This is a genomic window from Streptomyces filamentosus, from assembly GCF_014654895.1.
GTDB classification, from domain to species: Bacteria; Actinomycetota; Actinomycetes; order Streptomycetales; family Streptomycetaceae; genus Streptomyces; species Streptomyces filamentosus.
The window spans coordinates 1077766-1101869 of sequence record NZ_BNBE01000001.1 but is presented as its reverse complement, the minus strand read 5'-3'; the positions used below and the strand labels follow the sequence as shown (position 1 = coordinate 1101869).

General features: G+C 73.7%; 23 protein-coding genes. 16 read left to right on the top strand and 7 right to left on the bottom strand.

What is annotated here, in order from left to right; genetic code table 11:
• Positions 1 to 11 precede the first annotated feature (11 nt).
• Positions 12 to 497, bottom strand: a complete 486-nt coding sequence (locus IE326_RS04705; protein ID WP_150233154.1) for a DUF3515 domain-containing protein — start codon at positions 495 to 497, stop codon at positions 12 to 14.
• Between the two features lie 23 nt (positions 498 to 520).
• Entirely contained in the window at positions 521 to 754 is a 234-nt protein-coding gene (locus IE326_RS04700; RefSeq protein WP_030496958.1) for an Lrp/AsnC family transcriptional regulator, read from the bottom strand.
• Positions 755 to 987: 233 nt separating this feature from the next.
• Between IE326_RS04700 and IE326_RS04695 the strand changes: the two genes are divergently transcribed.
• Together IE326_RS04695 and thiD are read left to right on the top strand one after the other, a co-directional pair.
• Positions 988 to 1950 carry a thiamine-phosphate kinase gene (locus tag IE326_RS04695; protein ID WP_030750682.1) on the top strand — a complete coding sequence of 321 codons (963 nt, stop codon included), beginning with the start codon at positions 988 to 990 and terminating at the stop codon, positions 1948 to 1950.
• The gene (thiD, locus tag IE326_RS04690) at positions 1947 to 2750 is read left to right on the top strand and encodes a bifunctional hydroxymethylpyrimidine kinase/phosphomethylpyrimidine kinase (protein ID WP_190040896.1); all 804 of its coding nucleotides are present in this window, start codon (positions 1947 to 1949) and stop codon (positions 2748 to 2750) included. Before IE326_RS04695 ends, thiD begins: the two co-directional genes overlap by 4 nt.
• A 167-nt stretch (positions 2751 to 2917) precedes the next feature.
• Here the strand turns inward: thiD and rpmB are convergent, their stop codons facing one another.
• Positions 2918 to 3103, bottom strand: coding sequence for a 50S ribosomal protein L28 (rpmB, locus tag IE326_RS04685; RefSeq protein ID WP_003957616.1), 186 nt, complete (start codon positions 3101 to 3103; stop codon positions 2918 to 2920).
• Between the two features lie 231 nt (positions 3104 to 3334).
• Here rpmB and fakA point away from each other — a divergent pair, with 231 nt between their 5' ends.
• The 9 genes from fakA to mutM all read left to right on the top strand — a co-directional run bounded on the left by fakA (position 3335) and on the right by mutM (position 12490).
• Complete coding sequence (gene fakA / locus IE326_RS04680; RefSeq protein ID WP_190040895.1) at positions 3335 to 5125, top strand: DAK2 domain-containing protein; 1791 nt, start codon at positions 3335 to 3337, stop codon at positions 5123 to 5125.
• Between the two features lie 62 nt (positions 5126 to 5187).
• Entirely contained in the window at positions 5188 to 7386 is a 2199-nt protein-coding gene (recG, locus tag IE326_RS04675; protein WP_150231995.1) for an ATP-dependent DNA helicase RecG, read from the top strand.
• 68 nt (positions 7387 to 7454) lie between these two features.
• Positions 7455 to 8030, top strand: coding sequence for a 16S rRNA (guanine(966)-N(2))-methyltransferase RsmD (rsmD, locus tag IE326_RS04670; RefSeq protein ID WP_030763367.1), 576 nt, complete (start codon positions 7455 to 7457; stop codon positions 8028 to 8030).
• 29 nt (positions 8031 to 8059) lie between these two features.
• Positions 8060 to 8539 carry a pantetheine-phosphate adenylyltransferase gene (gene coaD, locus IE326_RS04665; RefSeq protein WP_190042149.1) on the top strand — a complete coding sequence of 160 codons (480 nt, stop codon included), beginning with the start codon at positions 8060 to 8062 and terminating at the stop codon, positions 8537 to 8539.
• A gap of 110 nt (positions 8540 to 8649) precedes the next feature.
• On the top strand, positions 8650 to 9690 hold the full coding sequence (locus IE326_RS04660; protein ID WP_150232000.1) for a cell division initiation protein: 1041 nt from the start codon (positions 8650 to 8652) through the stop codon (positions 9688 to 9690).
• A gap of 77 nt (positions 9691 to 9767) precedes the next feature.
• Positions 9768 to 10472 carry a YceD family protein gene (locus tag IE326_RS04655; protein ID WP_229915201.1) on the top strand — a complete coding sequence of 235 codons (705 nt, stop codon included), beginning with the start codon at positions 9768 to 9770 and terminating at the stop codon, positions 10470 to 10472.
• A gap of 2 nt (positions 10473 to 10474) precedes the next feature.
• Positions 10475 to 10648 (top strand): 50S ribosomal protein L32, encoded by a 174-nt coding sequence (rpmF, locus tag IE326_RS04650; protein ID WP_015036448.1) that lies wholly within the window; start codon positions 10475 to 10477, stop codon positions 10646 to 10648.
• A 20-nt stretch (positions 10649 to 10668) separates the two neighbouring features.
• A complete protein-coding gene (rnc, locus tag IE326_RS04645) occupies positions 10669 to 11451 on the top strand; it encodes a ribonuclease III (RefSeq protein WP_190040894.1) in 783 nt (260 codons plus the stop codon).
• Positions 11452 to 11620: 169 nt separating this feature from the next.
• On the top strand, positions 11621 to 12490 hold the full coding sequence (mutM, locus tag IE326_RS04640; RefSeq protein WP_150232004.1) for a bifunctional DNA-formamidopyrimidine glycosylase/DNA-(apurinic or apyrimidinic site) lyase: 870 nt from the start codon (positions 11621 to 11623) through the stop codon (positions 12488 to 12490).
• Here the strand turns inward: mutM and IE326_RS04635 are convergent.
• Positions 12480 to 12863 carry a winged helix-turn-helix transcriptional regulator gene (locus tag IE326_RS04635; protein WP_150232006.1) on the bottom strand — a complete coding sequence of 128 codons (384 nt, stop codon included), beginning with the start codon at positions 12861 to 12863 and terminating at the stop codon, positions 12480 to 12482. The two genes, mutM and IE326_RS04635, sit on opposite strands and share 11 nt — an antisense overlap.
• Before the next feature lie 97 nt (positions 12864 to 12960).
• Positions 12961 to 14001: a CAP domain-containing protein gene (locus tag IE326_RS04630; protein ID WP_190040893.1), complete on the bottom strand. Its 1041-nt coding sequence runs from the start codon at positions 13999 to 14001 to the stop codon at positions 12961 to 12963.
• Between the two features lie 201 nt (positions 14002 to 14202).
• Between IE326_RS04630 and IE326_RS04625 the strand changes: the two genes are divergently transcribed.
• The 4 genes from IE326_RS04625 to IE326_RS04610 all read left to right on the top strand — a co-directional run bounded on the left by IE326_RS04625 (position 14203) and on the right by IE326_RS04610 (position 20409).
• Positions 14203 to 14484, top strand: coding sequence for an acylphosphatase (locus IE326_RS04625; protein WP_150232008.1), 282 nt, complete (start codon positions 14203 to 14205; stop codon positions 14482 to 14484).
• 428 nt (positions 14485 to 14912) lie between these two features.
• On the top strand, positions 14913 to 15131 hold the full coding sequence (locus IE326_RS04620) for a hypothetical protein (protein ID WP_030759512.1): 219 nt from the start codon (positions 14913 to 14915) through the stop codon (positions 15129 to 15131).
• A 195-nt stretch (positions 15132 to 15326) separates the two neighbouring features.
• Positions 15327 to 18869 carry a chromosome segregation protein SMC gene (gene smc, locus IE326_RS04615; RefSeq protein WP_190040892.1) on the top strand — a complete coding sequence of 1181 codons (3543 nt, stop codon included), beginning with the start codon at positions 15327 to 15329 and terminating at the stop codon, positions 18867 to 18869.
• 106 nt (positions 18870 to 18975) lie between these two features.
• Positions 18976 to 20409, top strand: coding sequence for a sugar porter family MFS transporter (locus IE326_RS04610; RefSeq protein WP_150232012.1), 1434 nt, complete (start codon positions 18976 to 18978; stop codon positions 20407 to 20409).
• A 3-nt stretch (positions 20410 to 20412) separates the two neighbouring features.
• Here the strand turns inward: IE326_RS04610 and IE326_RS04605 are convergent, their stop codons facing one another.
• Positions 20413 to 21384 carry an LLM class flavin-dependent oxidoreductase gene (locus IE326_RS04605; RefSeq protein WP_190040891.1) on the bottom strand — a complete coding sequence of 324 codons (972 nt, stop codon included), beginning with the start codon at positions 21382 to 21384 and terminating at the stop codon, positions 20413 to 20415.
• Positions 21385 to 21554: 170 nt separating this feature from the next.
• Here IE326_RS04605 and ftsY point away from each other — a divergent pair, with 170 nt between their 5' ends.
• Entirely contained in the window at positions 21555 to 22808 is a 1254-nt protein-coding gene (gene ftsY / locus IE326_RS04600; protein WP_190040890.1) for a signal recognition particle-docking protein FtsY, read from the top strand.
• A 160-nt stretch (positions 22809 to 22968) separates the two neighbouring features.
• Here ftsY and IE326_RS04595 read toward each other — a convergent pair whose 3' ends face one another.
• Entirely contained in the window at positions 22969 to 23622 is a 654-nt protein-coding gene (locus tag IE326_RS04595; RefSeq protein ID WP_150232017.1) for a bifunctional DNA primase/polymerase, read from the bottom strand.
• Positions 23623 to 24104 lie beyond the last annotated feature (482 nt).

Sequence of the window (24104 nt, the reverse complement as noted above, 5' to 3'; positions counted from 1 at the left end):
CGCGGCGGGCCCTAGCGGCACTCGGGCTCCAGGGCGCAGGGCACCGCGCGTTCCACCGGGGCGGCCAGGTCGACCAGCGGCGCGACGTCGTGGGCGTACCGCTCGTCCAGGGCGAGCTCGACGTACGTCTCGCGGTACACCGTGGTGAACCGCGGGCCGCCGCCCTCCGGCTGCTCCAGCATCCAGCGCACGCCGTCGGCGGATATCGCCCGCGCCTGCGGATCGCTCATCTTTTCGGGCCGGGGGACCCCGCAGCGCAGTACGATCGCTCCGTCGCCCCACCCCGCGGTCAGTTCGGAGTCGGGGGACGGATCGCTCCGCTCCTGCCCCGCCACGGTGTCCGGGAGCTCCTTCGCCAGCGCACGGCAGAGCGCCGCCTCCGCCGCGGGCGGGGCCGGTGCCGGTACCGACGCCCGGGCGCCGGCGGAGCAGCCGGTCACGGCCAGCAGCAGGACGGCGGCTGAGACGGGCAGGCCGAGAGGCCGGTGGGAAGACATCACCGGCCAAGGGTAGACGGGGGCTACAGATGGACGACCGGGCAGGTCAGGGTGCGCGTGATGCCGTCCACTTGCTGGACCTTCGCGACCACCATGCGGCCGAGTTCGTCGACCGTGTCGGCCTGGGCCCGCACGATCACGTCGTACGGTCCGGTCACGTCTTCTGCCTGGATCACCCCCGGGATCTTGGCGATGGTGTCGGCGACGGTCGACGCCTTGCCCACCTCGGTCTGAATCAGGATGTACGCCTGTACCACGGAACCTCCAGGGCGGCCACGAGGATCTTGTGGGAGAAAGGGACGCCACGGTACCGCGTCGCCGAGGGCCGCGGGGAGACCCGCGCCTTCCGGGGCACTCGGGGTGTGGCGTACACAGGACAGAAGTTGACGGTCAACTTGACGGTACCCAGCACGGTGACGGCCCGCGACCCGCGGCGCGAGCGGACGCTCCGCCGCGGGCCGGCCGGCACGACGACACGAGGTGAGACGCGGTGAAGGGCACAGTCGGAGAACTGGGCGAGTTCGGGCTCATCAAGGAGCTCACGTCCCGGCTCACCTCCACCCCGGCGGTACGGATCGGGCCCGGCGACGACGCCGCCGTGGTCTCCGCCCCCGACCGGCGCGTGGTGGCCAGCACGGACATCCTCCTCGAAGGACGTCATTTCCGGCGCGACTGGTCGACGGCGTACGACGTCGGCCGCAAGGCCGCCGCGCAGAACCTCGCCGACATCGCGGCCATGGGCGCGGTCCCCACCGCCCTGCTCCTCGGCCTCGTCGTCCCCGCCGAACTCCCCGTCACCTGGCCCACGGAACTCATGGACGGCCTGCGCGACGAATGTCAGGTCGCGGGCGCGGCGGTGGTCGGCGGCGACGTCGTCCGCGGCGACACGATCATGGTCTCCATCACGGCCCTCGGCGACCTCCGCAACCACGACCCGGTCACCCGGGGCGGCGCCGAGCCCGGCGACGTCGTCGCCTACACCGGCTGGCTCGGCTGGTCCGCCGCCGGCTACGCGGTCCTCTCCCGGGGCTTCCGCTCCCCGCGGGCCTTCGTCGAGGCGCACCGCCGCCCCGAACCGCCGTACCACGCGGGCCCCGCCGCCGCCGGACTCGGCGCCACCGCCATGTGCGACGTCAGCGACGGCCTCATCGCCGACCTCGGCCACATCGCCGAGGCCAGCAACGTCCGCATCGACCTGCGCTCCGGCCTCATCGACATCCCCGGCCAGATGCACGACATCGGCCAGGCCGTCGGCGTCGACCCGCTCCAGTGGGTCCTCACCGGCGGCGAGGACCACGCGATCGTCGCCACCTTCCCGCCCGACGTGAAGCTGCCCGCCCGCTGGAAGGTCATCGGCGAGGTCATCGCCCCCTCCGCGCTGCCCCAGGTGACCGTCGACGGCGCCCCCTGGCACAGCGCGGGCGGCTGGGACCACTTCGGGGAGACCGAGTGACCGCCCGGCCGCCCCTGGTGCTGACCGTCGCCGGGTCCGACTCCGGCGGCGGCGCCGGCATCCAGGCCGACCTCAAGACCATGCTCGCCCTCGGCGTCCACGGCATGAGCGTGATCACCGCCGTCACCGCACAGAACTCGCAGGGCGTGCGGGGGGCCTGGGAGCTGCCCGAGGAGGCCGTGCGGGCCCAGTACCGGGCCGTCGTCGACGACATCGGCGTCCAGGCCGTGAAGACCGGCATGCTGGCCTCCGCCGTCCTCGTCGAGACCGTCGCCGAACTCCTCGCCGGCACCCCCGGGGTGCCGGTGGTCGTGGACCCGGTCGGGGTCTCCAAGCACGGCGACCCGCTGCTCGCCGCCTCCGCCCTGGACTCCGTGCGGAACGCCCTGCTGCCCGTCGCGACCGTCGCCACGCCCAACCTGGACGAGGTGACACAGCTCACGGGCGTGCACGTCGTGTACGAGGGCGACATGAGGAACGCGGCGGAGGGCGTGCTGTCGTACGGACCGGAGTGGGTCCTGATCAAGGGCGGCCACCTGCCCACCGGCGCCGAGGCCGTGGACCTGCTCACCGACGGCACCGAGGAGCACTGGCTGCGCGCCCCCCGCCACGACAACCGGCACACCCACGGAACCGGCTGCACGCTCGCCTCGGCGATCGCCTCGGGCCTCGCGAAGGGCCTGGCCGTCCCGGAGGCGGTACGGGCGGCGAAGGCGTACGTGACCGGGGCGGTCGCCGCCGGATTCTCCCTGGGCGCGGGCATCGGGCCCGTGGACCACGGGTGGGAACTGCGCCGCTGACCCACCGGCACGACGAAGGGCGGGTCCGACCCCCGAGGTCGGACCCGCCCTTCGCGTCAAGCGGGCAGGGCTCGTGGCGCAGAGAAGGCAAAAGGCCGGTTCACCGAGGTGAACCGGCCTTTCAAGGCAACCGCAGGGGCTGCGCTACGACACGGAAACGTCGCGAATTAGCGCGAGACCTTGCCGGCCTTGATGCACGAGGTGCAGACGTTGAGCCGCTTCGGCGTCCGACCGACCACGGCACGCACACGCTGGATGTTCGGGTTCCAGCGACGAGACGTACGGCGGTGCGAGTGCGAAATGTTGTTGCCGAAGCCCGGCCCCTTGCCGCAGACGTCGCAGTTGGCAGCCACGGGTCACTCCAAAGACTTCAGATTTACAGTGAGATCCGGCGCACCGGAATCAGGAGTCTGAAGTGGCTTGCCGGGGATGGCCCGGCGAGTGCCGGGCAACCGAAGCAGCATACAACGACTGCTTCCGTGGAACGAAACTACCACGGTCCGGGCCGACCCCGTCCCGGCCCCCGGGTCACGAGGACCCCGGTCTACCCTGCGGTGAGCTTCACCGCCGAAGGAGGACCCCCGTTGTCGCGCGCCCCGCAGCCCTTCGACCCCGCCGTCCGGAGTGACGAGCGTCTCGTCCTCGACGCGGAGGCGGTCCGAGCCTGGAGCGCGCGGACGGCCGAGGCCCTCGGGCGGGAACGCGCCGCGATCGACGCCATCAACGTCTACCCGGTCGCCGACGGGGACACCGGCACCAACCTCTACCTGACCGCCGACGCCGCCCACCGGGCCGTCGAGGCCGTCTTCACCGCCCCCGGGGCCGCCGGCGCCTCCGCCCCCGACACCGCCGACGCCGTGCGGGCCCTGGCCCACGGCGCCCTCCTCGGCGCCCGCGGCAACTCCGGGACGATCCTGTCCCAGCTGCTGCGCGGCATGGCCGGGGTGCTCGCCGAGGCCGCCGACGGCGACCACCTCGCCCGCGCCCTCGACGCCGCCGCCCGCGCCGCCCGCGCGGCCGTCGCCCACCCCGAGGAGGGCACCATCCTCACCGTCGCCACCGCCGCGGCCGCGGGCTGCGCGGGCGGCGGAACCCTCCCGGACGTGGCCAGGAGGGCCCACGAGGCGGCCGGGACCGCCCTGGAGGCCACCCCCGGCCAGCTGGCCGTCCTCGGCCGCGCCGGGGTCGTGGACGCCGGCGGACGGGGCCTGGTGACCGTCCTCGGCGCGCTCGTGGAGACCGTGACCGGCCGCGCGCCGCGGCAGCCGTCCCCGGCGGGGGTCCCCTCGCCGCCCCTGGTCCCGGCACCGGCTTCGGCATCGGTACCGGCTTCGGCTTCGGCACCGGCTTCGGCTTCGGGGGAGCCGGGCGGGGCCGGTACGGGGGAGGGCTGCGGGCCCGCCGCGCAGGGGCCCGCCTACGAGGTCCTCTACCTCCTGGAGGCCGGGGACGCGGCCGTCGACCTCCTCAAGGCCCGCCTCGACGCCCTCGGCGACTCCCTCGTCGTCGTCGGCGGCGACGGCCTGTGGAACGTCCACGTCCACGTCGACGACCCCGGCGCCGCCGTCGAGGCCGGAGTCGAGGCCGGCCGGCCGCACCGGATCCGCATCACCCACTTCGCGAGCACCCTCCCCGCCCCGGCCCCCGGCCCGTCCGCCGCCCCGGCCCCCGGCGCCCCCGTCGAGGAGCCCGGCCACGCGCGCGAGGAACGCGCCCCCCGCGCCGTCGTCGCCGTCCTCCCCGGCGAGGGCCTCGCCGGACTCTGCGCCGAGGCCGGTGCCACCACCGTCCAGGCCCGGCCCGGCGAACCCCCCGCCGGCGACGAACTCCTCGCCGCCGTCCGCCGCGCCCACGCGCGCGAGGTGGTCCTCCTGCCCAACGACACCGACCTGCGGGCCGCCGCCGCGGCCGCCGCCGAACGGGCCCGCGCCGAGGGCATCCGGGTCGCCCTCATCCCCACCCGGGCCGCCGTCCAGGGCATCGCCGCCCTCGCCGTCCACGAACCCGGACGCAGCTTCGACGAGGACGTCGTCGCCATGACGGCCGCCGCCGGCGCCACCCGCTACGCCGAACTCGCCGTCGCCGAACGCCAGTCCTTCACCTCCGCCGGAGTCTGCCAGGCCGGCGACGTCCTCGGCCTCATCGAGGGCGACGTCGCCGTCATCGGCCAGGACCTCACCGAGACCGCCCGCACGGTCCTCGACCGCATGCTCCAGGCCGGCGGCGAACTCGTCACCCTCGTCGTCGCCGACGGCACCCCGCCCGGCCTCGCCGACACCCTGGAGACCCACGTCCGCCGCGGCTACCTGGCCGTCGACACCGTCACGTACCACGCGGGCGAGGGGGCCCCGCCGCTCCTCATCGGGGTCGAGTAGCCGGGAGGCCGCCAGTGGGTCGTCCACGGCCCTCGCCCCGATTGTCGGCGCCGTGGTGTGCAATGGGACGCGTGCCCGCGCTCGACGAACCCCTCAAGAAGCACCTCGGTCCCGCCACCGCCAAGGTCCTGGCCGAGGCCCTCGACCTGCACACGGTCGGCGACCTCCTCCACCACTACCCCCGGCGGTACACGGAGCGGGGCGAGCTGACGACCCTCTCCGAGCTGCCCCTCGACGAGCACGTCACGGTGGTCGCCCAGGTCGCCGACGCCCGGGTGCACACCTTCAACGGCGCCAAGGGACGCACCCAGCGCCTCGAAGTCACCCTCACCGACGGCTACGGCCGCCTCCAGCTGGTCTTCTTCGGCAAGGGCGTCCACAAGCCGCACCACGACCTGCTGCCCGGCACCCGCGCGATGTTCTCCGGCAAGGTCTCGCTCTTCAACCGGCGCCTCCAGCTCGCCCACCCCGCCTACGAACTCCTGCGCGGCGACGGGGACGTGGCGGTGGACACCTGGGCCGGCGCCCTCATCCCGATCTACCCGGCCACCACCAAGATGGAGTCCTGGAAGATCGCCAAGGCCGTCGACAGCGTCCTCCCCTTCGCCGCCGAGGCCGTCGACCCGCTCCCCGGCACGCTCCGCGAGGGCCGCGGCCTCGCCGGCCTCCCCGAGGCCCTGACGCTGATCCACCGCCCCCGCACCAAGGCCGACGTCGCCGCCGCCCGCGACCGGCTCAAGTGGGACGAGGCCTTCGTCCTCCAGGTCGCCCTCGCCCGCCGCCGGCACGCCGACACCCAGCTCCCCGCCGTCCCCCGCCGCCCCGCCGCCGACGGCCTCCTCACCGCCTTCGACGCCAAGCTCCCCTTCACCCTCACCGAAGGCCAGAACAAGGTCTCCAGGGAGATCTTCGACGACCTCGCCACCGACCACCCCATGCACCGCCTCCTCCAGGGAGAGGTCGGGTCCGGCAAGACCATGGTGGCGCTGCGGGCCATGCTCGCCGTCGTCGACGCCGGGGGACAGGCCGCCATGCTCGCCCCCACCGAGGTCCTCGCCCAGCAGCACCACCGGTCCGTCACCGAGATGATGGGCGAGCTCGCCGAAGGGGGGATGCTCGGCGGCGCGGACCAGGGCACCAAGGTCGTGCTGCTCACCGGCTCCATGGGCGCCGCCGCCCGCCGCCAGGCCCTCCTCGACCTGGTCACTGGGGAGGCGGGGATCGTCATCGGCACCCACGCCCTCATCGAGGACAAGGTCGGGTTCCACGACCTGGGCCTGGTCGTCGTCGACGAGCAGCACCGCTTCGGCGTGGAGCAGCGCGACGCCCTGCGGGGCAAGGGCAAGCAGCCCCCGCACCTGCTCGTCATGACGGCCACCCCGATCCCCAGGACCGTCGCCATGACCGTCTTCGGCGACCTGGAGACCTCCGTCCTCGACCAGCTCCCCGCCGGACGCTCCCCGATCGCCAGCCACGTCGTCCCCGCCGCCGACAAGCCGCACTTCCTCGCCCGCGCGTGGGAGCGGGTCCGCGAGGAGGTCGAGGGCGGCCACCAGGCGTACGTGGTCTGCCCCCGGATCGGCGACGAGGAGGACCGGAAGAAGGCCGCCAAGCGCAAGCCCTCCGCCGAGGACGACGCCGAGAAGCGGCCCCCGCTCGCCGTCCTCGACGTCGCCGACCAGCTCCGGGCCGGGCCCCTCGCCGGACTCCGGATCGCCGCCCTGCACGGCCGCATGCACCCCGACGACAAGGACGACGTCATGCGCCGCTTCGCCGCCGGCGACCTCGACGTCCTCGTCGCCACCACCGTCATCGAGGTCGGCGTCAACGTGCCCAACGCCACCGCCATGGTGATCATGGACGCCGACCGCTTCGGCGTCTCCCAGCTCCACCAGCTCCGCGGCCGCGTCGGCCGCGGCTCCGCCCCCGGCCTCTGCCTCCTCGTCACCGAGATGCCCGAGGCCAGTCCCGCCCGGCAGCGCCTCGGCGCCGTCGCCGCCACCCTCGACGGCTTCGAGCTCTCCCGCATCGACCTCGAACAGCGCCGCGAGGGCGACGTCCTCGGCCAGGCCCAGTCCGGGGCCCGCTCCTCCCTCCGCGTCCTCACCGTCATCGACGACGAGGAGGTCATCGCCGCCGCCCGCGAGGAGGCCACCGCCCTCGTCCTCGCCGATCCGGACCTCGAAGCCCACCCCGGGCTGCGCACCGCCCTGGACGCCCTGCTGAGCGAGGAGCGGGAGGAGTACCTGGAGAAGGGGTGACGGGAGGAGCCGTCCTAAGCTGGTCGGGTGCCGCGGACGCGGTACGCGAGCGACGATCGAGGACGACGATGACCCGCGTGATCGCCGGCACCGCCGGCGGACGGCGCCTGGCCGTGCCCCCCGGCAACGGCACCCGCCCCACCTCCGACCGGGCGCGCGAGGGCCTCTTCTCCACCTGGGAGGCGCTCCACGGCATCGAGGACGCCCGGGTCGCCGACCTGTACGCGGGCTCCGGAGCCGTCGGCCTGGAGGCGCTCTCCCGCGGCGCCGCCCACGCCCTGCTCGTCGAGGCCGACGCCCGCGCGGCCCGCACCGTCCGGGAGAACGTCCGCGCGCTCGGCCTGCCCGGCGCCGAGGCCCGCACCGGCCGGGCCGAGCAGGTCGCCGCGGGACCGGCCCCGGCCGAGCCGTACGACCTGGTCTTCCTCGACCCGCCCTACGCCGTCCCCGACGAGGAGCTGCGGGAGATCCTCCTCACACTGCGCGCGGGCGGCTGGCTGAGCGAGGATGCCGTCGTCACCGTGGAGCGCGCCACGCGGGGCGGGGAGTTCGGCTGGCCGGACGGCTTCGAGGCCCTGCGCTCCCGCCGCTACGGTGAGGGAACGTTCTGGTACGGCCGTGTCGCGGCCGGAGAGGACCTCTGATGACCGCACCGGAGAGCGAGGAAGACACGATGCGCCGCGCCGTCTGCCCCGGGTCGTTCGACCCCATCACCAACGGACACCTCGACATCATCGGCCGGGCCTCCAAGCTCTACGACGTCGTGCACGTCGCGGTGATGATCAACCCCGCCAAGAAGGGCCTGTTCACGGTCGAGGAGCGGATCGACCTGATCCGCGAGGCCACCGCCGACCTCGGCAACGTCGAGGTGGAGTCCTTCCACGGCCTCCTCGTCGACTTCTGCAAGCAGCGCGACATCCCCGCCATCGTCAAGGGCCTGCGCGCGGTCAGCGACTTCGACTACGAGCTCCAGATGGCCCAGATGAACCACGGTCTGTCGGGCGTCGAGACGCTGTTCGTGCCCACCAACCCGACCTACAGTTTCCTGTCGTCCTCCCTGGTCAAGGAGGTCGCGGCCTGGGGCGGCGACGTCTCCCACCTGCTGCCGCCGGTGGTCCAGGAGCGGCTCGCCGAGCGCCTCCGGGAGAAGTGACGCGCGGCCACCGCCGCTGACGCTCCGTCACCTGGTGTCGGACGGGCCGCGACTGCCCTTACAGTCGTCCCGTCCGTCTCCATCCAGCTGTAGAGAGTGGCGAGCACCCGGTGGACGTGCAGAAGAAGCTCGAAGAGATCGTCGCGACGGTGCAGAACGCCCGCTCGATGCCCATGTCGGCCTCCTGCGTGGTCAACCGCGCCGATCTGCTCGACCTCCTCGCCCAGGTGCGGGACGCCCTGCCGAACTCCCTCGCCCAGGCCCAGGAGCTCATCGGCGGGCGCGAGCAGATGGTCGAGCAGGCCCGCCAGGAGGCCGAGCGGATCATCGAGGCCGCCCACGCCGAGCGCGGCACGATCGTCTCCGACACCCAGATCGCCCGGCAGTCCCAGGAGGAGGCCGACCGGATCCTCTCCGAGGCCCGCCGCGAGGCCGAGGAGATCCGCGCCGAGGCCGACGAGTACGTCGACTCCAAGCTCGCCAACTTCGAGGTCGTCCTCAACAAGACCATCGGCTCCGTCGACCGGGGCCGCGAGAAGCTCCTCGGCCGCGGTCCGGGCCTTGACGAGAACGGCTACCCGGAGCAGGACGCCCCCGAGTACAGCGCCGACCCGCAGACCCTGATCCAGCGGGCCGACGCGTACGTCGACGCCAAGCTGGGCGCCTTCGAGGCGGTCCTCTCCAAGACCCTGGAGGCCGTCGGACGCGGCCGGCAGAAGCTGCACGGCCGGATCGCCACCGACGCCCTCGGCGAGCACATGGCCGCCCAGGACGGCCTCGGCCACGCCGTGCACACCAGCGACGCCGACTACCTGGCGGGCCTCGCCGAGCTCGCCGACCCGGAGCCGGCCGCCGTCGCGCCCGCCGCCCCGGCGCACGCGCCCGTCGCCGCCCAGATCCCGGCCCAGCAGGACCCCTACGGCTACCCGCAGCCCCCGCAGACGGACCCGTACGCCTACCAGCAGCAGGACCCCTACGCGTACCAGCAGCCCCCGCAGGCCGATCCGTACGCCTACCAGCAGCAGGACCCGTACGCGTACCAGCAGCAGCCGCAGGTCCAGCCGCAGGCCGCGGCGCTCGACGAGACCAGCTTCTTCGACACGAGCATGATCGACCTGGAGCAGCTGCGCCGGTACGAACAGGGGCAGTAGCCCCCGAAGGGACCGGATTGGGCCCTGGGCGAAGCGTCCAGTATCCTGGCCCTTCGGTCGCGTGTATGCCGCGATCCATGCTGCCCGCGAGCGGCAGCCCCCTGAAGACTTGCGACGCGAACGATCCGAAAGCAGGAAGAACCCTGAGCACGCGCCTCGACCACCGCAACCCCCTCGTGTTCGACACACACGAGCTGGGGCGGCGTCCCGGTGCCCTCCAGCGGATCTCCCGCACGATCGAAGCGCCCGCCGATCTCGGCGTCGCGGGGGTCGTCGGAGTGCCCGAGGGCGCCCCGGTGGAGATCGAGCTCCGACTCGAGTCGGTCATGGAAGGGGTGCTTGTCACAGGCACCGCCCGTGCATCGGCCGAGGGGGAGTGCGTAAGGTGTCTGGAGCCCGTCGAGCTGGAGCTCGACGCGGACTTCCAGGAGATGTTCTCGTACCCCGACTCCGACGACCGGGGCCGCGTCAAGGCGGCCGCGGACGGCGAGGACGATGAAGACGAGGACATGATCCCCCTCGAGGACGGCATGTTCGACCTCGAACCCGTGCTGCGTGACGCAGTGGTGCTCGCGCTGCCCATGCAGCCGGTGTGCCGGGAGGACTGTGCAGGTCTGTGTTCCGACTGTGGAATCAACCTGAACGAGAACCCCGACCACCACCACGACGCCACCGACATCCGTTGGGCGGCACTGCAGGAACTCGCCGGTTCGCTGGGAGCCGACGAGAAGGACAACATGAGCGACGCCGCTACCGGTGTCGACGAGAAGCAGGAGAAGTAGCCGTGGCTGTTCCGAAGCGGAAGATGTCGCGCAGCAACACGCGCCACCGCCGGTCGCAGTGGAAGGCTGCGGTCCCCACCCTGGTTTCGTGTGAGCGTTGCCAGGAGCCGAAGCTGCAGCACATCGCGTGCCCGAGCTGCGGCACCTACAACAAGCGCCAGGTCCTCTCGGTCTGAGCGGGCTGGTGAGAGGCACGATGTCTGACAACATCAACAGCGCCTCGTCCCACACGCTTCTGGAAGGGCGGCTCGGGTATCACCTCGAGTCCGCCCTTCTGGTGCGTGCGCTGACCCACCGCTCGTACGCGTACGAGAACGGCGGTCTGCCCACCAACGAGCGGCTGGAGTTCCTCGGGGACTCCGTGCTCGGCCTGGTGGTCACCGACACCCTCTACCGCACCCACCCCGATCTCCCCGAAGGCCAGCTGGCCAAGCTTCGGGCCGCGGTGGTCAACTCGCGTGCGCTGGCGGACGTCGGGCGCGGCCTCGACCTGGGCTCCTTCATCCGGCTCGGCCGGGGCGAAGAGGGCACGGGCGGCCGGGACAAGGCATCCATCCTCGCCGACACCCTGGAAGCGGTGATCGGCGCGGTCTACCTCGACCAGGGCCTCGAAGCGGCGTCCGAGCTGGTGCACCGGCTCTTCGACCCGCTGATCGAGAAGTCCTCGAACCTCGGTGCCGGCCTGGACTGGAAGACCAGTCTCCAGGAGCTGACGGCGGCCGAGGGACTCGGCGTGCCGGAGTACCTCGTCTCCGAGGAGGGCCCCGACCACGAGAAGACCTTCACCGCTGCCGCCCGCGTCGGTGGTGTCTCGTACGGCACCGGCACCGGCCGCAGCAAGAAGGAGGCGGAGCAGCAGGCCGCCGAATCCGCGTGGCGCGCCATCCGCGCCGACGCGGACGAGCGCGAGGCGGCGGCCAAGGCCGCGGCCGACACCGGCCCGGACCGGAAGGACGGGGCCGCTCCGGCCACCGCCTGACCGTTCCTCCGGCTCCCGCTCCCTTCAGCGGAAGTCTTTCTCCCCGCCCGCCCCTCCCCAGGGGGCGGGCGGAGCCGTTTCCGGGCGCCGCCCCGGGGGGAACCGGGCGGGGACGGGACGGCGGTAGGCTGCGAGGACCACCGTTTTCGTCGTCCTCCGGAGGAGTGCCGTGCCCGAGCTGCCCGAGGTCGAGGTCGTCCGGCGCGGACTGGAGCGCTGGGTCGCCGGCCGGACCGTGGCCGGGGTCGAGGTGCTGCACCCGCGGGCCGTGCGGCGCCACCCGGCGGGCGGCGCGGACTTCGCCGCCCGGCTGGCCGGGCAGCGCTTCGAGCCGGCCCGCCGCCGGGGCAAGTACCTGTGGCTGCCGCTCGCCGACGGCGCCGGCTCCGTCCTCGGCCACCTCGGAATGAGCGGACAGCTCCTGGTGCAGCCGGAGGACGCCCCCGACGAGAAGCACCTGCGCGTCCGGATCCGCTTCGCCGACACCACGGGCACGGAACTCCGCTTCGTCGACCAGCGCACCTTCGGCGGCCTCTCGCTCCACGACACGGCCCCCGACAGCGCCGACGGACTGCCGGACGTCATCGGGCACATCGCCCGCGACCCGCTGGACCCCGCCTTCGACGACGCCGCCTTCCACGCCGCGCTCCGGCTGCGCCGCACGACGATCAAGCGGGCGCTCCTCGACCAGTCGCTGATCAGCGGCGTCGGCAACATCTACGCCGACGAGGCGCTGTGGCGCGCCAAGCTGCACTACGACCGGCCGACGGCCACCCTCACCCGCCCCCGCTCGGCCGAGCTCCTCGGCCACGTCCGCGACGTGATGAACGCGGCGCTCGCGGCCGGCGGCACCAGCTTCGACAGCCTCTACGTGAACGTGAACGGCGAGTCCGGCTACTTCGACCGCTCGCTCGACGCCTACGGCCGGGAGGACGAGCCCTGCCGCCGCTGCGGCACGCCGATGCGCCGCCGCGCCTGGATGAACCGGTCCAGCTACTTCTGCCCGCGCTGCCAGCGCCCGCCGCGCGTCAGCCCGTGACGGGCGCCCGCCCGGCGTCGTACGCCTCCCGGGCCGCGACGATCTCCGGCATCCGCCCCTCCACCAGCTCGATCAGCCCGACGAGCCGCTCGGCGACCTCCCGCCCGAGCGGGGTCAGCCGGTAGTCGACGCGGGGCGGATTGACCGGCTGCGCCTCCCGGTGCACGAGTCCGTCCCGCTCCAGGGCGTGCAGGGTCTGCGCCAGCATCTTCTCGCTGACGCCGTCGACGCGGCGCCGCAGCTCGTTGAAGCGGAAGGACCCCTCGTGCAGCGCCCCGAGGGTGAGGCCGCCCCAGCGTCCGGTGACGTGCTCCAGCGTCACCCGCGAGGCGCATCCGCGCGCGAACACGTCGAAGGCGAGATCGTCGGTCATGCCCTCCACCGTACGCGCGCGACCCGCTCGCCACCAGAGTGCGCTTTCGAAAAGTGAGCGCGTGGGGCGGGCGGGTCGTCGCTCCGGAAGGCGTGGCCTAGGAGCCGAAGTCCTGGGTCCACCAGGGGCCGCCGTCGGCGAAGTGGACGCCGACGCCCAGGGTGGTGAAGTCGCAGTTCAGGATGTTGGCGCGGTGCTGGTCGCTGTTCATCCAGGAGACCATCACGGCGGCCGCGTCGACCTGGCCGCGGGCGATGTTCTCGGCGCCGAGGCCGGTGACGCCCGCCGCCCGGGCGCGGTCCCAGGGGGTGGCGCCGTCGGGGTCGGTGTGGCCGAAGAAGGAGCGGTTCGCCATGTCGGCGCTGAGGGCGCCGGCCAGCCGGTCCAGGTCCTCCGAGGGGCGCAGCGGGGAGCAGCCCGCCTTGCCGCGCTCGGTGTTCACCAGGCGCAGCACCTCGGCCTCGGCCGCGTCCGCGCGGTCGGCGGTGGAACCGGCCCCGGCCGCCTCGCTCGTCCGGGCCTCCTGGGCCGGGGCCGTGGCCGGGGCCTGGGTCCGGGCGGGGGTGGCGGAGTCCTGGGCGGCCGGAGTGGTGGCCGGTGCCTTCGAGGGCTTCGGAGCGGCCTGCGTGGCGGGGGCCGCAGGGGTCCGGGCGGGGGCCTTCGACGGCGTGGGGGAGGGGGCGGCGGTCTTCGTGGGGGCGGGCGTGGGGGTGGGCGTGGGAGTCGCTTTGGGGGCCGCCTTGGGGGAGGCCGACGCGGACGCCGGGGTCTTCGGTGCGGCCGTGGGCGCCTCCCCGCCGGAACCCGAGCCCGTGCCCGTACGGGTGCCGGTGCCCGCCGACTCGTCCGCCGGGGTCCGGGTCGCCCCGCCCTGCGTGGTCAGCTCGGGGGCCTGCCGGGCCTCCGTGGCGACCGGCCGGCTGCTGCCCGCGCTGCCCGCGGTGAGGGTCTCGCCGCCCGGGAGGAGACCCGTGGCGACCGCGACGGCGCCGACGGCGACCGCCGCCGAGGCGCCGAGCAGTCCCGTGCGGACGGGGTGGCCGCGCCGCCTGCGGCGGGCACCCCCCTGACCGTGGTCGGTGCCGGTCGCGTAGTCTGCCTCGGCGGGCGCGGCGCCGGAGCGACGGTGGCGTCCCATCTGCCCTGCCTCCCTGAGCTGGCTCTTTGCTGGGTCTTTGCGGCCTTTGCTTTCGGCATGGATGTGCCACGGAGCGTCACGCTGCGTGGGAATGACCGAAAGACGTGCACCCGTGTGGGTGAGGCGCATTTCGTCGGACTGTACGCCATGGGAAGCCGCCGCGACGTGCTGTTCGGGCAATCCGCCCGCTAGCGTGCAGCCATGAGCGACGACGTACGGATGACCGCCTGGGTGCGCGGACGGGTACAGGGAGTGGGCTTCCGCTGGTTCACCAGGGCAAACGCCCTGGAGATCGGCGGCCTCACGGGCTTCGCCCTGAACCTCGACGACGGCCGGGTGCAGGTGGTGGCCGAGGGTCCGAGTGACCATTGCCACCGTCTCCTCGACTGGCTGCGGACCGGCGACACGCCCGGCCGCGTGGACGGGGTCACCGAGATATGGAGCACACCCCGGGGCGGGTACGACGGCTTCGCCATCCGCTGACCCCGCCCTCCCGGCCCCCTCGCCGGCCCTCCGCCCGGCACCCGCCGAACGCCCCGGCGGGCCCCGGACGGGGGCCGGCGACGGGCGCATGAACGCCGGTGAACAGGGGAAGCGCCTGGTGGTTGCCAAGACTCGGCGCTCGTGCCAGGCTTCCCGCACAAGGATGATCGCCACGCCCCGGGGCAACGGGTCGAGAGGCGCCGCCGCCTGCGACGCGGCCGCGAACTCCCCGTCCGCCGCACCGATCGGGGCGTGATCGTGTTGACCGTCAAACTTTTTGGTGAGACTCTGGAAGCCCCGCGCACCTTAGCTGTGTGGCAGTAGAACACCGGCACGACTCAGGTACTGCCGAGCACCGCGGGTGCGAATCCATCCCTCACGACCCACACCGCAATCGGTCGGTCACTCAGTGTGGAGGACCACTCATCATGGCAAAGGCGCTTCTCGGTTACGTCGGCGGCTCCGACCCGCGACTCCTCGCCGAGATGCGACGGCTTCAGCAGCGTGTCCAGGATCTGGAATCCGAGCTGGTACGGATCCAGACCGAGAACGACACGCTCGCCGCGGCCGCCGCTCAGCACCAGGGCGAGTCGCTGCTCGACCGCATCGACCTCGACGTACCCCAGGCGGAGCCTGCGCTCACCTGACACCCGCCCCGACGGGCTCAGGTGGGAACAGCTGAATAGGCAAGGGACGCTTCGGCGTCCCTTCTTTTCTTTCCCCGCCCGCTCTCACCGTCCGTCCCCCACCGTCCCGTCCCCCTCGTCACACCCTCCGTTCACCCGAGGGTCTGCCCTGCACGATCACGGGCGAAACGCGACACCCCGGGTAGAGTCCCCGGCGTGCACCTCAAGGCCTTGACGCTCCGCGGATTCAAGTCGTTCGCCTCCGCCACCACACTGAGGTTCGAACCCGGAATCACCTGTGTCGTCGGCCCCAACGGCTCCGGCAAGTCCAACGTCGTGGACGCGCTCTCCTGGGTCATGGGCGAACAGGGCGCCAAGTCGCTGCGCGGCGGCAAGATGGAGGACGTCATCTTCGCCGGCACCACCGGGCGGCCCCCGCTCGGCCGCGCCGAGGTCTCGCTCACCATCGACAACTCCGACGGCGCCCTCCCCATCGACTACGCCGAGGTCACGATCACCCGGATCATGTTCCGGGGCGGCAGCAGCGAGTACCAGATCAACGGCGACACCTGCCGGCTGCTCGACATCCAGGACCTCCTCTCCGACTCCGGCATCGGCCGCGAGATGCACGTCATCGTCGGCCAGGGACAGCTCGACTCCGTGCTCCACGCCGACCCCATGGGCCGCCGCGCCTTCATCGAGGAGGCCGCGGGCGTCCTCAAGCACCGCAAGCGCAAGGAGAAGGCGCTGCGGAAGCTCGACGCCATGCGGGCCAACCTCGCGCGCGTCCAGGACCTCACCGACGAACTCCGCCGCCAGCTCAAGCCCCTCGGCCGGCAGGCCGCCGTCGCCCGCCGCGCCGTCGTCATCCAGGCCGACCTGCGCGACGCCCGCCTCCGCCTCCTCGCCGACGACCTCGTCCGCCTCCAGGGGGCGCTGCGCGCCGAACTCGCCGACGAGGCCGCCCTCCTCGCCCGCAAGGAGGCCACCGAGGAGCAGCTGCGCGCCGCCCTCGCCCACGAGGCCGCCCTGGAGGCCGCCGTCCGGGACCTCGCCCCCCGACTGGAGCGCGCCCAGCAGAGCTGGTACGCCCTCTCCCAGCTCGCCGAACGCGTCCGCGGCACGGTCTCCCTCGCCGACGCGCGCGTGAAGAGCGCCACCGCCGCCCCCGCCGAGGAACGGCGCGGCCGCGACCCCGAGGACCTGGAGCGCGAGGCCGCCCGCGTCCGCGAGCAGGAGGCCGAGCTGGAGGCCGCCCTGGAGGCCGCCCGACAGGCCCTGGAGGACGCCGTCGAGCACCGGGCCGAACTGGAGCGCGCCCTCGCCGCCGAGGAACGGCGCCTCAAGGACGCCGCCCGCGCCCTCGCCGACCGCCGCGAGGGCCTCGCCCGGCTGCACGGCCAGGTCGACGCCGCCCGCTCGCGCGCCGCCTCCGCCCGGGCCGAGATCGACCGCCTCGCCGACGCCGGCGACGCCGCCGCCGAACGGGCCGTCACCGCCCAGGAGGAGTACGAACTCCTCAAGGCCGAGGTCGACGGCCTCGACGCCACCGACACCGCCCACGGCGAACGGCACGAGGAGGCCCGCCGCGCCCTCGCCGCCGCGGAGGCCGACCTGACCGCCGCCCGCGAGGCCGCCGCCGACGCCGAACGCCGCCGCGCCGCCGTCCGCGCCCGCCACGACACCCTCGCCCTCGGCCTGCGCCGCAAGGACGGCACCGGAGCCCTGCTCTCCGCCGGCCTCACCGGCGTCCTCGGCCCGGCCGCCGGCCTCCTCACCGTCGTCCCCGGCCACGAGGTCCCCGTCGCCGCCGCCCTCGGCGCCGCCGCCGACGCCCTCGCCGCCGACGGCCCCGCCGCGGCCGCCGAAGCCCTCCGCCTCCTGCGCAAGCAGGACGCGGGCCGCGCCACCCTCCTCCTGACCGCCCCCGAACAGCCCCCGGCCGCCCTCCCCGAGGGCACCGTGCCCGTCGCCGGACTCGTCGACGGACCCCCCGGCCTCCTCGGTGCCGTCCGGCGCCTCCTCGACGGCGTCGTCCTCGTCGGCGGACTCGACGAGGCCCTGGAACTCGTCCGCCGCCACCCCGGACTCACCGCCGTCACCGCCGAGGGCGACCTGCTCGGCGCCCACTACGCGCACGGCGGCTCCGCCGGCGCCCCCAGCCTCCTCGAAGTGCGCACCCAGGTCGACGAGGCCGCCGCCGAACTCGCCGCCCTCGGCACGCGGTGCGAGGAGCTGGCCCGCGCCCAGGAGGAGGCCGCCGGGCGCCGCCGGGACGCCGCCGCCCGCGTGGAGGAGCTCGACGCGCTGCGCCGCGGCACCGAGAAGGAGAAGGCGTCCGTCGCCCAGGAACTCGGCCGCCTCGCCGGCCAGGCCCGGGCGGCCGCGGGCGAGGCCGAACGGACCGCCGCCGCCGTCGCCCGCGCCCAGGAGGCCCTGGAACGGGCCGAGACCGAGGCCGGGGAACTGGCCGAACGGCTCCTCGCCGCCGAGGAGGCCCCCGCCGAGGAGGAACCCGACACCACCGTCCGCGACCGGCTCGCCCTCGACGGCGCGACCGCCCGCCAGACCGAGCTGGAGGCCCGCCTCCAGGTCCGCACCCACGAGGAGCGGGCCAAGGCCCTCGCCGGCCGGGCCGACTCCCTCGACCGGGCCGCCCGCGCCGAACGGGACGCACGCGCGCGTGCCGAACAGCGCCGCACCCGCCTGCGCCACGAGGCCCGCGTCGCCGCCGCCGTCGCCGGCGGAGCCCGTACCCTCCTCGCCCACGTCGAGGTCTCCCTGGAACGCGCCGGCCGCGAGCGCGCCGCCGCGGCCGCCGACCGCGCCGACCGCGAGCAGGACCTCACCGCCGCCCGCGCCCGGGGCCGCGCCCTCAAGGACGAGCTGGACAAGCTGACCGACTCCGTCCACCGCGGCGAGGTCCTGGGCGCCGAGAAGCGGCTGCGGATCGAGCAGCTGGAGGCGCGGGCCCTGGAGGAGTTCGGCGTCGAGGCGGGCGCCCTCACCGCCGAGTACGGCCCCGACCAGCCCGTCCCGCCGTCCCCGCCCGCCGAGGGCGAGACCCTCCCCGAGGACCCCGACGACCCCCGCAACCGGCCGCGCCCCTTCATCCGTTCGGAGCAGGAGAAGCGGCTGAAGGCCGCCGAGCGCGCCTTCCAGCAGCTCGGCAAGGTCAACCCGCTGGCCCTGGAGGAGTTCGCCGCCCTGGAGGACCGCCACCGCTTCCTCTCCGAACAGCTGGAGGACCTGAGGAAGACCCGCGCCGACCTCCTCCAGGTCGTCAAGGAGGTCGACCAGCGCGTCGAACAGGTCTTCACCGAGGCCTACCGCGACACCGCCCGCGAGTTCGAGGGCGTCTTCTCCCGCCTCTTCCCCGGCGGCGAGGGCCGGCTCGTCCTCACCGACCCCGACGACATGCTCGCCACCGGCGTCGAGGTGGAGGCCCGCCCGCCCGGCAAGAAGGTCAAGCGGCTCTCCCTCCTCTCCGGCGGCGAGCGCTCGCTGACCGCCGTCGCCCTGCTGGTCGCCATCTTCAAGGCCCGCCCCAGCCCCTTCTACGTCATGGACGAGGTCGAGGCGGCCCTCGACGACACCAACCTCCAGCGGCTCATCGGGATCATGCGGGAGCTCCAGGAGTCCTCCCAGCTGATCGTGATCACCCACCAGAAGCGGACGATGGAGGTCGCGGACGCCCTCTACGGCGTCTCCATGCAGGGCGACGGGGTCTCGAAGGTCATCAGCCAGCGGCTCCGCTGAAGTGGTGGACGGGCCGAAGGTGTGCGCCACTGGGAATCCTGGGTAACCGGAACCCTCCTGGAACCCCAGGAAGCAACCGACAGGACCGCCGCACCGAGGAGCCCACGTGACCAGCACCGAGAAGGCGCCCTCCCCGCCGCCCTCCGAAGGCCGGGCGGCGCACCCGGACCATCTCGGCCACGTCATCTTCATCACCGCCTCAGCCGCCATGGGCGGCTTCCTCTTCGGCTACGACAGCTCCGTCATCAACGGCGCCGTCGAGGCCATCCGCGACCGCTACGACATCGGCTCCGCCACCCTCGCCCAGGTCATCGCCATCGCCCTGATCGGCTGCGCCATCGGCGCCGCGACCGCCGGCCGGATCGCCGACCGCATCGGCCGCATCCGCTGCATGCAGATCTCCGCCGTCCTCTTCACCGTCAGCGCGGTCGGCTCCGCCCTCCCCTTCGCCCTCTGGGACCTGGCCTTCTGGCGGATCGTCGGCGGCTTCGCCATCGGCATGGCCTCCGTCATCGGCCCCGCCTACATCGCCGAGGTCGCCCCCGCCGCCTACCGCGGCCGCCTCGGCTCCTTCCAGCAGGCCGCCATCGTCATCGGCATCGCCATCTCCCAGCTCGTCAACTACGGCATCCTCCAGCTCGCCGACGGCGACCAGCGCGGCAAGATCGGCGGCCTGGAGGCCTGGCAGTGGATGCTCGGCGTGATGGTCGTCCCCGCGCTCCTCTACGGACTGCTCTCCTTCGCCATCCCCGAGTCCCCCCGCTTCCTCATCTCCGTGGGCAGGAAGGAACGCGCCAAGGAGGTGCTGTCCGAGGTCGAGGGCAAGGGCGTCGACCTCGACCACCGCGTCGCCGAGATCGAGCTCGCCATGCGCAGGGAGCACAAGTCCACCTTCAGGGACCTCCTCGTCCCCGGCAGCAGCTTCCGCCTCCTGCCCATCGTCTGGGTCGGCATCGGCCTCTCCGTCTTCCAGCAGCTCGTCGGCATCAACGTCGCCTTCTACTACTCCTCGACGCTCTGGCAGTCCGTCGGCATCGACCCGTCCGGCTCGTTCTTCTACTCGTTCACCACGTCGATCATCAACATCGTCGGCACCGTGATCGCGATGGTCCTCGTCGACCGGGTCGGCCGCCGGCCGCTCGCCCTCGTCGGCTCCGTCGGCATGGCCGCCGCCCTCGCCTGCGAGGCGTGGGCCTTCTCCGCCGACCTCGTCGACGGCAAGCTCCCCACCACCCAGGGCGTCGTGGCCCTCGTCGCCGCCCACGTCTTCGTGCTCTTCTTCGCCCTCTCCTGGGGCGTGGTCGTCTGGGTCTTCCTCGGCGAGATGTTCCCCAACCGGATCCGCGCCGCCGCCCTCGGCGTCGCCGCCTCCGCCCAGTGGATCGCCAACTGGGCCATCACCGCCAGCTTCCCGTCCCTCTCCGACTGGAACCTCTCCGGCACCTACGTCATCTACGCCGTCTTCGCCGTCCTCTCCATCCCCTTCGTGCTCCTCTTCGTCAAGGAGACCAAGGGCAAGGCCCTGGAGGAGATGGGCTGACGGCTACGCCCCCAGGCGGGGCAGCACCTCCTCGCAGAACAGGCGCAGGCTCCGCCACCCCTCCTCCACCGGCATCCCCCCGCACAGCGGGTGCAGCACCGGGCTCTCCAGCCCGAGCGCCACGCACTCCTCCGGGGTCACCACCCGGTACACCCCCTCCGCCCGCAGCTCCGCGACCGTCCCCGCCGCCGACCGCACCGCCGACCGGATGTCCTTCGACTGCCAGGAGGCGTAGGTCCGCGCCTCGTGCAGGAAGTGCTCCCCGTACGCCGCCCAGGTCCGGTCCGGGTCCTCCGACACGTGCAGCAGCGGGGTCTCCCGGGCCGGCATCATCGTCCACCCCTCGGTGCCGTACGCCGCGCACAGCCCGGTGTAGTACGCCTCCAGCTCCGGCAGGTGCGCGGACGGGAAGAACGGCAGCCCGAGCCGGGCCGCCCGGCGCGCCGCGGCCTTCGAGGAGCCCCCGACGAGCAGCAGCGGGTGCGGCCGGGTGAAGGGCCGCGGGGTGACCCGTACCGTACGGCCCCGGTACGCGAAGGGCTCGCCCGTCCAGGCGGCCAGGAGGGTCTCCAGGAGCTCGTCCTGGAGCTTCCCGCGCCGCCCCCAGTCGACCCCGCGCTCCTCGTACTCCTCCGGCCGGTAGCCGATCCCCGCCACCGTCATCAGCCGGCCGCGGCTCAGCAGGTCGAGCACCGCGATGTCCTCCGCCAGCCGCAGCGGGTCGTGCAGCGGGCCGATGACCGCGGAGACGGTGACCGCGATCCGGCGGGTGGCGCCGAAGACCGCGCCCGCGAAGACGAAGGGGGAGGGGAGCCAGTTGTTCTCCACCCCGTGGTGCTCCTCGGTCTGCACGGTGTCCACGCCGTGCCCGTCCGCGTACGCGGCCATCTCCAGGGCGGCCCGGTAGCGCTCCGCGAGGGACTCGGGGGTGGCGCGGGGATCGACGAGGTTGAACCGTACGACGCTGAAGGTCATGGGAGTCCCCTCCGTGACTGGGCGGCCGGCGAGGGGCGACCATAGCTGACGTATCGTCAGATGAGAACGGCCGCGACCCCCGCCCGGCGGCACCCCCCGGCACGGGGACACGACCCACGCTGCGTGCGTACGGCGTCACCGGGCGGGTCGTGGCCGATACTGGACGCGTTATGGAACTCATCCTTGCTGTAGTCATCGCTCTGGTCGTCGCGGTCGCCGTGACGAGCGGGCTCGTGATCAGCGGCCGCAAGAAGAAGCAGCTGCCGCCGGCCGAGCCGCCGTCCACCACGCCGACCATCACCGCTCCGCCCGCCGAGCCGCACGTCGGCGACGAGGCGGAGACACCGCGGGAAGAACCACGCCGCACCGTCGAGGAGGTCGGCCTCCCGACCGCCGAGGAGGCGACCGGCACCCCCGCCGCCGTCGAGGACCCGGTCGTCGCCGAGGCGCCCCCGGCCGCCGCGGAGCCGGAGGCTCCCGCCGCGCCCGAGATCGAGGTGCCCGAGCCCACCGCCGGCCGCCTCGTCCGCCTCAGGGCCCGCCTCGCCCGCTCCCAGAACTCGCTCGGCAAGGGGCTGCTCACGCTCCTGTCCCGCGAGCACCTCGACGAGGACACCTGGGAGGAGATCGAGGAGACCCTCCTCACCGCCGACGTCGGCGTCGCCCCCACCCAGGAGCTGGTCGACCGGCTGCGCGAGCGCGTCAAGGTGCTCGGCACCCGCACCCCCGAGGAGCTGCGCGGCCTGCTCCGCGAGGAGCTGATCGCCCTCCTCGGCGACTACGACCGCACCGTCCACACCGAGAGCCCCGAGGACGTCCCCGGCGTCGTCATGGTCGTCGGCGTCAACGGCACCGGCAAGACCACCACCACCGGCAAGCTCGCCCGCGTCCTGGTCGCCGACGGGAAGTCCGTCGTCCTCGGCGCCGCTGACACCTTCCGCGCCGCCGCCGCCGACCAGCTCCAGACCTGGGGCGACCGGGTCGGCGCCCGCACCGTCCGCGGCCCCGAGGGCGGCGACCCCGCCTCGATCGCGTACGACGCCGTCAAGGAGGGCATCGCCGAGAAGGCCGACGTCGTCCTCATCGACACCGCCGGCCGCCTGCACACCAAGACCGGCCTCATGGACGAGCTTGGCAAGGTCAAGCGCGTCGTCGAGAAGCACGGCCCGCTCGACGAGATCCTCCTCGTCCTCGACGCCACCACCGGCCAGAACGGCCTCATCCAGGCCCGCGTCTTCGCCGAGGTCGTGGACATCACCGGCATCGTCCTGACCAAGCTCGACGGCACCGCCAAGGGCGGCATCGTCGTCGCCGTCCAGCGCGAGCTGGGCGTCCCGGTCAAGCTCGTCGGCCTCGGCGAGGGCCCCGACGACCTGGCCCCCTTCGAGCCGGCCGCCTTCGTCGACGCCCTCATCGGCGACTGACCGCCGCACCGGCACACGGAAGGGCCCCCGCTCCTGTCCAGGAGCGGGGGCCCTTCTCCGCGTCCGCCCGCGTCCGCCCGCGTCCGCGCCGCCCGCGTGCGTGTCCGGCGGGTGTCCGCCTCCGCGTGCGTCCGCCCGCGTGCGCGCCCGGTGGATCCGGCTACGCGTGCGTCCGATGGCACATGTACGCCAGCGTGCCGAGCAGCAGCCGGGCCTGCGGCGGCGCCCCCGCCGTGTCCAGCGTCGGCGGCCGCAGCCAGCGCACCGGCCCGAACCCGCCCAGGTCCGACGGGGGAGCGGTGATGTGGCTGCCCGGCCCCAGACAGTGCAGGTCCAGGTCCGCGTCGTCCCAGCCCATCCGGTACAGCAGCCTCGGCAGCTCCGCCGCCGCGCCCGGCGCGACGAAGAACTGCGCCCGCCCGGTCGGGGTCGCGCAGACCGGGCCCAGCGGCAGCCCCATCCGCTCCATCCGGACCAGCGCCCGCCGGCCCGCCGCCTCGGCCACCTCGATCACGTCGAAGGCGCGGCCCACCGGCAGCAGCAGCGCCGCCCCGGGATGCTCCGCCCACGCCCCGGCCGCCTCGTCGAGCGACGCGCCCGCCGGGACGGGGGGCGCGAAGGAGAGGGGATGCGCGCCGGGGGCCGCGCAGGCCCGGTCGCCGCAGGAGCACCGGCCGGAGACGGCCCGCGCGCCGGGCTGGACGTCCCAGCCCCAGAGTCCGGTGTACTCGGTCACCGCCGTGCACTCGGTCGTGCGTGCGCGGCGCCGTGTGCCGGACCGCATCTCGCGGATGCCGCCGATCGTGAAGCCCATGCCCCCTCCAACGGGTCGGACGCGCCGGTGGTTACGACCCGGAACACCTCCGTCACGCACCGTGACGCACGGCCCGGGGCTCGTCGCCCGGGGTGGCGCACGGTCGTGAACGGGGTGGTGCGCACGGTGGCGCGCGCCTCTTCACGCCTCTGTCCGCCGACTCCGGTTCTTCGCATGTCAAGTGAATCGCGTGGAGCGCCCGGCGAGTTCATTCGAAGGGGTGGCGAATGGTGGCGTTTCTTGAAACGGCCTCACGGGAGGGGTGATCGTAGGATTACTTTCGGTACCCGTAACCCAGGGGCGCGTGCACGAGCGGGTATGCCGGAGGCAACCCGGTTTCCCGTTCGAAGGAGTCGGAACCCCGGGCGGAGTGCCGCGGGACGCGGCATTCTGATAGGGGTTCGCACGACAGGCAATCAGGTGGATGGGGGGCGTTCCAGTGGGCGGCAACGGCGCAGACGGTACGACTGTCGGCAAACGCC

Coding starts and splice junctions, on each gene's coding strand:
- IE326_RS04595 (WP_150232017.1), bottom strand. CDS start 23,622: ATGGGCTTCACGATCGGCGGCATCCGCGAGATGCGGTCCGGCACACGG.
- rnc (WP_190040894.1), top strand. CDS start 10,669: ATGTCTGACAACATCAACAGCGCCTCGTCCCACACGCTTCTGGAAGGG.
- IE326_RS04705 (WP_150233154.1), bottom strand. CDS start 497: ATGTCTTCCCACCGGCCTCTCGGCCTGCCCGTCTCAGCCGCCGTCCTG.
- IE326_RS04620 (WP_030759512.1), top strand. CDS start 14,913: ATGGCAAAGGCGCTTCTCGGTTACGTCGGCGGCTCCGACCCGCGACTC.
- IE326_RS04605 (WP_190040891.1), bottom strand. CDS start 21,384: ATGACCTTCAGCGTCGTACGGTTCAACCTCGTCGATCCCCGCGCCACC.
- IE326_RS04655 (WP_229915201.1), top strand. CDS start 9,768: ATGCTGCCCGCGAGCGGCAGCCCCCTGAAGACTTGCGACGCGAACGAT.
- ftsY (WP_190040890.1), top strand. CDS start 21,555: ATGGAACTCATCCTTGCTGTAGTCATCGCTCTGGTCGTCGCGGTCGCC.
- coaD (WP_190042149.1), top strand. CDS start 8,060: ATGCGCCGCGCCGTCTGCCCCGGGTCGTTCGACCCCATCACCAACGGA.
- IE326_RS04635 (WP_150232006.1), bottom strand. CDS start 12,863: ATGACCGACGATCTCGCCTTCGACGTGTTCGCGCGCGGATGCGCCTCG.
- IE326_RS04625 (WP_150232008.1), top strand. CDS start 14,203: ATGAGCGACGACGTACGGATGACCGCCTGGGTGCGCGGACGGGTACAG.
- IE326_RS04630 (WP_190040893.1), bottom strand. CDS start 14,001: ATGGGACGCCACCGTCGCTCCGGCGCCGCGCCCGCCGAGGCAGACTAC.
- rsmD (WP_030763367.1), top strand. CDS start 7,455: ATGACCCGCGTGATCGCCGGCACCGCCGGCGGACGGCGCCTGGCCGTG.
- recG (WP_150231995.1), top strand. CDS start 5,188: ATGGGACGCGTGCCCGCGCTCGACGAACCCCTCAAGAAGCACCTCGGT.